Genomic DNA, 7,461 nt, shown 5'->3' with positions numbered 1-7,461 from the left:
TGCCCGCACCACAAGAGTTTTATTATTAATATCTGTACTTCATAATATCGGAAACTGCTGTATAACTTAGGGAGATCAAGCCAGGGATAAAAATTGTTAGCGGGATGCTATTTAAAAGAGATATTTAATCAAAGGTGTAACCAAAAAACCACCAATTCCACAGATAACAACAAGGAATAAAACTTTCCATCCTATAGTTAATGAAACTCCCATAGCCAGTAAAGTCAGAAAAACGAAATTGAGAGTAAAGCTTAAAAAAACAATTACTGGGTGAAAATGTGGATCTTTATCTTCAAGTTTTTTGATTAACCACAAAATTTCTTGGGTATTTTTTGGTCTATCTTTTGGGTTATACTCCATTAAATTATCAATGAGGTTTTTCAATTGTTCTGAAAATTCTGGTGCTTCATCTCGCCATAATAAGTATCTATTCCTAGATAGTAAATCTAGTTGTAAATTTTGATGATTAGGAAAAGTTGCTGTTAGCAAGTGAACAAAAGTACGACCCAAAGAAAAAAAATCAGATTTATAGTTTAGTTCCCATCCTGGTTGTTGTTGTTCTTGTTCTGGTGAAGAATAGCCTGGTGTTCCGATTATTGTATTGGCAATAGTTTGTCTTTGAGTTTTTTGGATATATTCTTTAACAATACCAAAGTCAATCAAGACTAATTGACCATTAGGTTTTAACATGATGTTCTCTGGTTTAATATCTCGATGCACATAATTCTGACTATGAACATGATCTAAGATATCAGTCAATTGTTTTAACCAATCAATAGCTTGTGCTTCATTGGTAATCTTTTGATTTAATCTCACCCATTTACCCAAATCCTGCCCTTCGATTTTCTCCATGACTAAACCATGTAAAATTTCTTGAGTGTGAGGACATGAAAATTTAAGATATCCATCAATTTCTACCTTGGGGATTCCGGGATGATTTAAATTGCTTAATACCCTATATTCCTGTTCAAACAGTTTGAGGATGTTGGGATTACCGGAGTAATCCAAATTTAAAATCTTGATGACTTTATGATCATAATTTACACGATCCTCTGCTTCAAATGTCTTAGCAAAACCCCCATCTCCTAATTCTTGAATAATATAATAACGACCGCTGATAAAATCTCCTGGCTCAATCATAGTTTTCTCTCTCCTGTTGATTGTAAAAGTTTATCATCTTACAGACAATCTATAGCTCTCAAATCATAGTTAATCGGCACAAAAGTAGCCCCAAAGGTTGAACATTCAGTAGAGACAACACGGATGATTTGGGAAATGTTTTCTTTCCTATCTCCATTGTCATCAAAAGAAATAGTTCCTGAGGCTCCTTCCGTCACTTTTAAGGTGGTTAATTGCTCCCGTATATCCAATCGTTGTTTTTGCAAAGAATCTTTTATAGACACTTTTTCTAGAGCCTTTGTTAACACCAAGGTAGCATCATAGGACATTGCGGTTTGATCATTTATAGAACTTGTTCCCCAAACTTCTTTAGCTGTGCGGATCACTTCCTGATTAGGACTGGTTAAACGATGCCAATGAGTGATCAGCAAAAGGTTTTTAACAATATTTTTTCGATTGAGTATTTGAGTATCATAGAGAACCGATTGACCTGCCATTGGTAATTGATCTTGATTAACATCAATTAAGCTTAAAGTGTTTTTAATACTGTTAGAATTTACCCGACCATCAGGAATGAGAACAAGTGCCTTAGCTCCTTGTTTCTTCACCTCATTTAAGGTATTATTAGCAATAAAATCAGAGATAGATATATCTCTTTCAATGATCTTATTTGCACCCAATTGATTACGAAATTCCTCAAAAGCAGATTTACTATAAGTGCTAGTTGGTGTGTAAAAAATAGCTACTTTTTCTCTACTATTTAATTGGAATAATTGCAATTTCTCAATTAACATGGGAGTCTGAACCTTAACACTAGGAACAGTCCGAAAGAAGAAATTTTTTGGATATTTCTTACCGTCTAAAATAGTTTCGCGTAAAGCCGTAGCAGATGAAGAAATAACAACAACTTCCTTTTGTTGATAAACAGGTAAAACTTCTTGAGTGAGTTCGGATGTATAATGTCCCATAACTGCCACTATGTCATCTTTAGAAAGCAGACGTTGAGCTAAGTCATTAACTGTTTTAGGATCATTTGCATCATTAACAATGACGATTTTTAGACCTGGATAATTAGTATTTTGGTTAAAATCTTCTTGAACTTTGGCCGCACCTCTTAAAATAGATTCTGCGACATCTCGAGCATCCTGATTAATAGGAATAACAACAGCGATAGTGTAACTTTTTCTACCTTTCTGCATCAATTTGGCATTATTCAGGTATATCAAAGTTTCCGGGTTATTTTGATCTTTTTTTCTCTTATTACTAAAAAAATCAACAGCTTGTTGAAATTTACCTTCTAAAAAAAATGGAAATTTTTCTTGCGTGAAAAGACTTTCTTCTCCACAGGATAAATTATCATTTAATTCAAAATTTTTGCACCAAGTTGGAGTAATATCTAATATCTCTACTATCTGTTGAATAAATTTCGGGTTAATAATCCAATATCCCCAAGTAACAAAACTGATGAGCAAAATTAACGATAATCCTCTGATCAAGATTGAGCCTTTACGAATTTTTATGCGGAAATTTCTCATTTTCATTTTAAGTTAGCCTTTTATTGATAACGTCTTTTTATATATTTTTTAATTAAAGGATTTAGCACCCAAAGGGCTTCCGATTCTTGTATTTCCCCCTTTTCAATTAAACGAATTTGCCATAGCTTATTGACAGCTTGAATAATTTCTGCTTGAGGAACAGAAGGAAAATATTTAAATATTTGATGGGTTAATTTCGGTTCGGGTTCAGCAGCCAACTTTTTGACAATATTTCTTTCTAAATTTAACAAGTAGGAAAATTGTTTATCTAATATACCAAGCATGGCATCGTGCATAAAAATTGTTCCTTCTAGAAATTTAGGAATTTGACCATTATGGATATTTTTAATGATTTCAGCGGCCAAATTCAAAGCTAATGGATGTCCTTGACAGCATTTAATTAGTGCTTCAATTCCGGGGTCAAAAAGTCCTAAGTTTGCCAATAGAGCTTTGGCTTCTTGATTTTTTAATCCAGATAATGACAATTCATTAATATTTTTTCTGTTTTGAAGTAAATCCATGATACTAGGTTTGTGTATACTGATAAAAATTAAGCAGCTTTTATGTTTTGATTCCCCAATTCTTGACAAAAATTTTTCATAATTAGAGTAATTTTCTTGTTGTTGTGCTGATGCTTCACCATTTCCTGTTACTGCTTCCCATTTATCAAAAATTAGCAAGCAACGATGCTGATTTAAGTGAGTAATTAGATGGTTAATTCTATTATTTGTTCTCGTTTCTGGACTTTTGAATGAGAAATAAAGTTCTATCTCGGTTAAAATCTCTTCCAAATCTGGGGAATATTCAAGACTCTTCCAAAGAACATAATCAAAATGTCTGTAAATGTTTTCAACTAACTCTCTTACCAGTGCGGTTTTACCAATCTTACCCATGCCCAAAACCCCCACCACACGACAGTTTTCTGTGACTATCAATCTTTGTAAATCACTCAGTTCTTGGGAACGTCCATAGAAATCACTGAAGTCTGGTGCTTCATGTAAATTTATGTGTGATCTGTGTGGTATATTTGAAAAATAGTTATTTCTTTCTACTATAATTTCTGGCTGATCTTGTTGTAAAAGTTGTGTTAAAACTAACTTGCAATTCTTTTTATTAATATCTGTTTCTGTCACTTCCCGCAAGCGTTTAAATAATTTGGGAGCTTTTATATTCGCTATGGTGCTTAATTCATAATTCGGAATATCATCACTCATTTTGCTGTAAGATTTTCCTGCTAAAGAATATTTTAAAATTGCTTCTTCACAAGGATCTAAATTTAAATCTATTCCTTTTAAGCGTTGCACCCAATCTTTTAATAGTATAACAAGTTCATCCATAGTCCAGTTCTCCCTCCACAGAATATTCTGGATTGTATCTTAATTTGCATTAATTTTATTAACTTTATTAAGTTTATTAACTTTATTAACTTTATCACTTAAGTAACTTAGTGATGACAATCAAATGGCCGTCATGGATACTTTGTTATATCAGGACAAAAAAAAGAGGTTACTATGGTTTACCAACAGTTAATGACTAATCTTGATGATCGAAGAATCTCAGTTTCCCCAGTTGCGAAGGTCAATAGAGAAGATGATACTTTCGGATTTATACAAGTACGACCACGATTATCACACAAAATTTCCTCCTTTCTTACTAATCACACAGGGGATGATGATCCTATTGTCCCACCTAGTTAGATCAGACATTTGCTAATAGACCGGGAATCAATTCCCAGTCTATTAACCGTCACAACCTTCTACCACTTCTCATAAAATCCGTAACATCCAGTCAGCAGAATTACTACTATGGTAATATCATAACCTGATTTCCTGGAGACTACTTTGCAAAAATTCCTCAAGCAACTATACCTCATGGCGGAATTTATGGAAAATTCCCGAAAATTCTTACCCATTACCTAATTTTCGTTGTAATCGTTGACATAATTGATATATTTCCGGTAATCGGCTATAAATTGCTGATGCTTTCAGGTATATTTTATGGGGTACTGCTGGAGTCCCTGAGACAATTTCCCCTGGTGCTACGTCTTTGTGGATACCACTTTGAGCCGAAGCTATGGCTCTGTCTCCAATTTTAACTTGATTGGCAATTCCCACTTGTCCAGCTAAAATGACCCCATTTCCAACTTTTACACCTCCAGCCATGCCTGCCTGACCTGCTATGGCGCAACCAGCACCGATTTTACTACCATGTCCTATCTGGACTAAATTATCAATTTTGGTATTTTTACCGATTCTCGTTTCTCCGACTGCGGGACGGTCTATGGCTGTATTACAGCCTACTTCGACTCCATCCTCTAAGACAGTATAACCAGATTGTTCCATTTTTAACCAACCTGTGCGGGTAGGAACAAAACCAAAGCCTTCTGCACCAATGACAGCACCGCTATGAATGACGCAATCTGCACCAATTAAACTTCGTTCATGAATGGTACAATTAGCGTGTAGGGTGGTACGATCGCCTATTTTCACTTCTGGATAAATAACGACATTGGGGTGAATTACGGCCAAATCGCCAATTTCCACCCCTTGAGAAATGACGACATGGGGACCAATATAAACCTCATTCCCGATGTGGGCTGTGGGGTGAATAACTGCGGTAGGATGAATTTCTGCACTAGGATGGTATGGTTGATAAAATAGAGCGATCGCTTTGGCAAATAGTAAGCGTGGTTCTGTAGTTGTTAACCATGCAATACCCCTGGCCGTTGCTTGGTTTTGCAATTTTTCGTCTTCTGGTAAAATCAAGGCACTTGCACCAGTAGAATCAATCCAAGACGCGAATTTTGCCCCTTCTACATAACTTAAAGTACCAGATTTAGCTTCATCTATGGCAGCAACTCCAGTAATTTCTAAATCCTGATCTGGTTGTACGGTCAGGCTTTCGGCTTTAACAGCTTGGCCTAGTTCGCTGATGATTTTACTTAATTTCATAATTATTTACTAAAAATCTTTACATTTTTTCACGGGAAAGCCCAAAGGAGAAAATAGGTTAATTGTCTTGTGTTGTTTTGATCATGGACTGACCAGCTAAATATGCGGTTGTCCAAGCACTTTGGAAGTTAAAGCCACCAGTGATGCCATCAATATCTAATATTTCCCCTGCAAAATGCAAGCCCGGTACTAATTTACTTTCCATTGTTTTAAAGTTAACTTCTTTCAGGTTGATACCTCCACAAGTGACAAATTCTTCTTTAAATACACCTTTACCTTTAATTGGGTATTCTCCCTGAGATATTTCCTGGACTAGCTGATTTAAAGTTTTATTAGATATGGCTGCCCAACGATCTTCTATAGTAATATTGACGCGGTTAATCAGATATTGCCAAAGACGATGAGGTAATTCTACACCACGATGTAAGGCGATCGCTTTTTTTCCCCATGCCGATTTTACATTTAAAAGTTTTTCTCTCACTTCCTCCTGTGATAATTCGGGCAACCAATTGATTAATAATTGACATTGATAGCGGTGGTCATGGAGAATCCTCGCACTCCAAGCGGAAAGTTTCAACACTGCTGGACCACTTACACCCCAATGGGTAATTAATAGGGGTCCTGTTTGTTGTAATTGGGTTTTACCTGGAAGGGATAACCGTAAATTTACAGAATTAACGCTAATTCCTGCTAATTCCCGTAATTGAGTATCTGCAATATTCAAGGTAAAAAGAGAGGGTACAGGAGGTTCAATTTGATGACCTAATTCCCTAGCAATTTTATACCCAGCTAAACTACTACCTGTAGCCAAAAGTAAGCGATCGCATTTTTTACTTTCTCCTGATTTGAGGAGAATTTCAAAACTGTCATTTTTATAAGTGACAGCAGTTACAGGTGTACCAATGCAGATTTCTATTTTAGCCGCAAAAGCAGCTTTAATCAAACATTCCGCAATAGTTTCCGCTCGATCTGTAATGGGGAACATTCGCCCATCAGCTTCAGTTTTTAAGTTTACCCCATGAGCCGCAAACCAGGCAATAGTATCTAAGGGTTGAAAACGGGTAAATGCACCTAATAAGGCTTTACCACCTCTAGGATAATTCTGGACTAAACGCTGTGGTTCAAAACAAGCATGGGTAACATTACAACGACCTCCACCGGAAATTAGCACTTTCGCCAAGGGTTGACGACTGGCTTCAATTAAAGTAACATGAGCTTGGGGATTAGCTTCAGCACAAGCGATCGCACCAAAAAATCCCGCAGCCCCACCACCAATAACGACAATTTGCAAGGGTAACAAAATCAAAAATCACAAGTTTCTGTAACATCTAGATCCCCAACCTCTTGCAGAAGTTGAGGATCTGTCTCTATCTTACTCTTCACATAACTCAAAGTCATCTTTTTGGGCACCACAAACCGGACAAACCCAATTATCTGGAATATCTTCAAAAGCTGTTCCTGGTGCTATACCGCTATCTTCATCACCTATTTCTGGGTCATAGATATAACTACATAGGCTGCATATATACTTTTTCATCTTTTTTGCCTTTTGTCAATTGTTTTTTTAAGCTGTTACCTGTTCAAACTTGATCACGGTGAGGGTCTGTGGGGTGGGCTTCCAGGGGTCAGGGTCTGTGGGGTGGGCTTCCAGGGGTCAGGGTCTGTGGGGTGGGCTTCCAGCCCGCCCAAATAGATAAATGGGGGACATTTTAGTTTAAAATTGTTTGTTTAATAAGTAAGTGAACGGAAAAAAACCGACATAAGTAACGAAAAGTAAAGTTGCCCAAAACCTGTAACCTGTAACCTGTAACCTGTAACCTGTAACCTGTAACCTGTAACCTGTAACCTGTTCCCTA

Annotated in this window: 6 protein-coding genes; all 6 read right to left on the bottom strand. The window is 36.4% G+C overall.

Features of this window, described 5'->3' with window-relative positions:
- Positions 1-111: 111 nt before the first annotated feature.
- The gene (locus tag ACIR131C_RS22410; RefSeq protein ID WP_051347526.1) at positions 112-1,140 is read right to left on the bottom strand and encodes a serine/threonine protein kinase; all 1,029 of its coding nucleotides are present in this window, start codon (positions 1,138-1,140) and stop codon (positions 112-114) included.
- Between the two features lie 38 nt (positions 1,141-1,178).
- Positions 1,179-2,591 carry an ABC transporter substrate-binding protein gene (locus ACIR131C_RS22405; RefSeq protein ID WP_196811749.1) on the bottom strand — a complete coding sequence of 471 codons (1,413 nt, stop codon included), beginning with the start codon at positions 2,589-2,591 and terminating at the stop codon, positions 1,179-1,181.
- 83 nt (positions 2,592-2,674) lie between these two features.
- On the bottom strand, positions 2,675-3,991 hold the full coding sequence (locus ACIR131C_RS0110005) for a helix-turn-helix domain-containing protein (RefSeq protein ID WP_028090077.1): 1,317 nt from the start codon (positions 3,989-3,991) through the stop codon (positions 2,675-2,677).
- A 567-nt stretch (positions 3,992-4,558) separates the two neighbouring features.
- Positions 4,559-5,605 carry a UDP-3-O-(3-hydroxymyristoyl)glucosamine N-acyltransferase gene (lpxD, locus tag ACIR131C_RS0110000; protein WP_028090076.1) on the bottom strand — a complete coding sequence of 349 codons (1,047 nt, stop codon included), beginning with the start codon at positions 5,603-5,605 and terminating at the stop codon, positions 4,559-4,561.
- 58 nt (positions 5,606-5,663) lie between these two features.
- Positions 5,664-6,905 (bottom strand): BaiN/RdsA family NAD(P)/FAD-dependent oxidoreductase, encoded by a 1,242-nt coding sequence (locus ACIR131C_RS0109995; RefSeq protein WP_028090075.1) that lies wholly within the window; start codon positions 6,903-6,905, stop codon positions 5,664-5,666.
- 72 nt (positions 6,906-6,977) lie between these two features.
- Complete coding sequence (gene rd, locus ACIR131C_RS24465; protein ID WP_071604945.1) at positions 6,978-7,142, bottom strand: rubredoxin; 165 nt, start codon at positions 7,140-7,142, stop codon at positions 6,978-6,980.
- Positions 7,143-7,461 lie beyond the last annotated feature (319 nt).

The sequence above is a fragment of the Dolichospermum circinale AWQC131C genome (assembly GCF_000426905.1).
Classification (GTDB): Bacteria; Cyanobacteriota; Cyanobacteriia; order Cyanobacteriales; family Nostocaceae; genus Dolichospermum; species Dolichospermum circinale.
The sequence above is the reverse complement of the archived record's forward strand: the minus strand, read 5'-3'. Positions and strand labels throughout refer to the sequence as shown.